The organism is Moorena sp. SIO2C4, from assembly GCF_010672485.1.
Lineage (GTDB): Bacteria > Cyanobacteriota > Cyanobacteriia > Cyanobacteriales > Coleofasciculaceae > Moorena > Moorena producens.
This window is the reverse complement of record NZ_JAAHGN010000890.1, coordinates 1-3,210: the sequence shown is the minus strand read 5'-3', so window position 1 is coordinate 3,210 and position 3,210 is coordinate 1. Positions and strand designations below refer to the sequence as shown.

The window sequence follows — 3,210 nt, the reverse complement described above, 5'->3', positions numbered from 1 at the left end:
ATCGCTAATCCCAAACTTGTTAGCACTACACCACCAGCACTTAAAAGTATCCAACGCTTCACCAGTAATCCAGGGGCTAACCACTTAAACCAACGGTTGACCCGCTGAGGAATTCGACCTCTCGATTCATTTTGTAGGGTACGTAGAGCTCTTTTGAAAAGACTGATTGAGGACATAACTACACTGAGTATGGTAAGTACAAAAGCTGGATAGACATTGCTGGTCGAACTCCAGCACTTGACAAGGAGGCGATGCATGTAGTGAGGAACGGCTAAGGCTCCGGAAGTGCCTGTCAGATTGGTACTTTCTTTGCCTAATCAAACATTCGTGTGAAAAGCGCGTGATTCACATAGCCGCTCACCCTTCAGGTATAGCGGTTTTCATTGATATTACTGATCAAGGTGCGCGCCTCCAAGGGCGCGAGGGATTGCTCGCGCCCTTGGGTCGCACCTCAATGGTGAATTCACCATGAAGCTGGTACTGATCACCACAGTTTCAGATAATTAGGCTAAGGTGTGATTAATACAATATCCGGTACCTAAACGTTATGATCAGAATTTACCCGTGGATATGCCGAAAGTGGTGAGGTCGATTGAGTTGCCATTTAGGGTATGAGAGTAGTAGCGTAACCCCAAAAAATACGGGGTGAAACAGAATAATCCCAAGTAGTCAGCTACCCCAGACTTCTTTGATTCCCGTTAAGGTGTGGCTGCTTAGAGGTCATGACTTAATGCCGAACGCTACAGGTACTAGGGATCATAGCACTAGGTAATAGGGATGATAGCACTAACACCATTAACCTAATTTAGTGATTACACTCGAAAGGGATTAACTGCAGTGAGCCAGATGGAAAAGCGAATTTTGGGAATTGACCCAGGACTAGCTACTTTAGGTTTTGGCGCAATTAGTTGCCAAACCACCAAAATTAGTAAGTCAGCAAACACAAAAGGCTCCTTAGGAGTGGCCAAGCCTTCTAGGCAGTCACTAATACAGGCAACCCTTGAACCATTGCAGTTGCTAGATTTTGGCATCATCCAAACCCCTGCCAAGACTGATTACGGCTCACGACTGTGTACGATTTACGAGGATTTACACACCCTGCTTGAACACTGCCAACCGGATCTGGTGGCGATTGAAAAACTTTTTTTCTACCGTATGAGTACTACGATCTCCGTAGCTCAGGCACGGGGTGTTGTGGTGTTAGTAACAGCACAACATCAAGTTCCAATGGTAGAGTTTACACCGGGTCAGATTAAACAGGCAATGACCGGATATGGTAATGCGGATAAATATGAGGTTCAGCAGGCTGTTATGCGGGAGTTAAACTTAGACACCATCCCCAAACCAGATGATTTAGCAGATGCCTTGGCAGTCGCATTGACCGCCTGGTTTCATATGTCTTGAACACTTTACTATATCTGTGAACTATATCTTTGAACTATATATTATATTTGTGAACTATATCTGTGAACTATATCTGTGAACTATATCTGTGAACTATATCTGTGAACTATATCTGTGAACTATATCTGTGAACTATATATCTGTGAACTATATCTGTGAACTATATCTGTGAACTATATCTGTGAACTATATCTGTGAACTATATCTGTGAACTATATCTGTGAACTATATCTGTGAACTATATATCTGTGAACTATATATCTGTGAACTATATATCTGTGAACTATATCTGTGAACTATATCTGTGAACTATATCTGTGAACTATATAGGGCGGTTTGCATAACTATCAGGTACACAGGATTGTTGTCCCTGTTCCCAGATCCGCTGTTCTCTGTTCCCTAAAAACCCAGAACTTTGTACCTAACTGAATTGCAAACCGCCGTATCTGTGAACTATATTTATCAACTATATTTATTAACTATATTTGTTAACTATATTTGTTAACTATATTTGTTAACTATATCTGTCAACTATATTTGTCAACTATACCGATAGAAAACCAATACACTTAATCATATTCATATATGTAATATTAAAAACCACTGTCAGCTGTCGGTGTTGCCAGTTTCACCTGAATTTTATCTAGGTATTAAGTTAAGTTAACCCATGACAAGCAACGGTGTATTCAACCCTTGAGCAAAAATATCGACGTCTTCGCCAAGAGCTGATTGCCGGTGCGATCACTCTCGGGGGTGTATTTCTGATTGGAACTCTTTGGTATCGGGTGGTTGAAGGCTGGGGCTGGTTGGAGTCAGCCTACATGACGGTAATCACCCTTTCGACAGTGGGCTATCAAGAAGTACGGCCGATGGGAGATCGGGCAAAACTATTTAGCATTTGTCTGATTTTTATGGGCATTATTAGTATCGGTTACATTGTTAACCGGTTTACAGAAGCCCTAATTCAAGGCTACTTTCAAGATGGAATTCGCATGAGGCAACAGAAGCGCTTGCTAGATAGTTTGACGAAACACTACATTTTGTGTGGGTTTGGACGGACTGGGCGTCAGATTGCTCTGGAATTTAAGGCTGAGGGCATCCCATTTGTAACAATTGACTCCCGATTGGAACAGGTTCAGGCTGTCCAGGATATGGGTTGTATTTCTGTACACGGAGATGCCACCTTGGATGAAACTCTGCTAAATGTGGGGATTGAACGGGCAATTTGTCTGGTGGCTGCCCTGCCCTCAGATGCTGAAAATCTCTATATTATCTTGTCTGCCAAAACCCTCAATCCTCGAATTCGAGCCATCGCTCGTGCTAGCTCCGAAGAAGCTGTTCAAAAGTTGCAGCGAGCTGGTGCAGATGCTGTAGTCTCTCCCTACATCACTGGTGGTAGACGCTTGGCAGCTGCAGCCCTTAGACCCCAAGTCATGGATTTTGTGGATGGGATTCTAACCGGAACTGATAGCTCTTTTTATATGGAAGAGTTTCTGCTAGACCCCGAAACCTGTCCTTGCGTGGGCAAAACCCTCAGGGAAGCCCGACTGCGATCGCAAACTGGTGCTTTGGTTTTAGCAATTCGCCGGGATTCCGGTCGTCTGATTGCTGGACCAGACGGTGACACTAAACTCATACCAGGAGACCTGCTGATTTGTATGGGGACAGCTGATCAATTGCGTGAGCTAAACCGCATTCTCGGTCCAATCCGTTCCAATTTGCTACGACTGCCCAAGCCAAAATAGATCTTAGGCTGAGAATGTGGCGTTGCTGATTCTCAGTATGGTTTCGCCCCCCTAGCCCCCA

The 3,210-nt window shown here is 43.9% G+C and carries 2 protein-coding genes; both read left to right on the top strand.

What is annotated here, in order from left to right; all coding sequences use genetic code 11:
• Positions 1–846 precede the first annotated feature (846 nt).
• Entirely contained in the window at positions 847–1,404 is a 558-nt protein-coding gene (gene ruvC, locus F6K20_RS30890) for a crossover junction endodeoxyribonuclease RuvC (protein ID WP_008186095.1), read from the top strand.
• Between the two features lie 680 nt (positions 1,405–2,084).
• Positions 2,085–3,149 carry a potassium channel family protein gene (locus tag F6K20_RS30885; RefSeq protein ID WP_008186093.1) on the top strand — a complete coding sequence of 355 codons (1,065 nt, stop codon included), beginning with the start codon at positions 2,085–2,087 and terminating at the stop codon, positions 3,147–3,149.
• Positions 3,150–3,210: the final 61 nt, after the last annotated feature.

Excerpts from the sequence above, each read along its gene's own strand:
- ruvC (WP_008186095.1), top strand. The coding sequence starts at position 847 with ATGGAAAAGCGAATTTTGGGAATTGACCCAGGACTAGCTACTTTAGGT.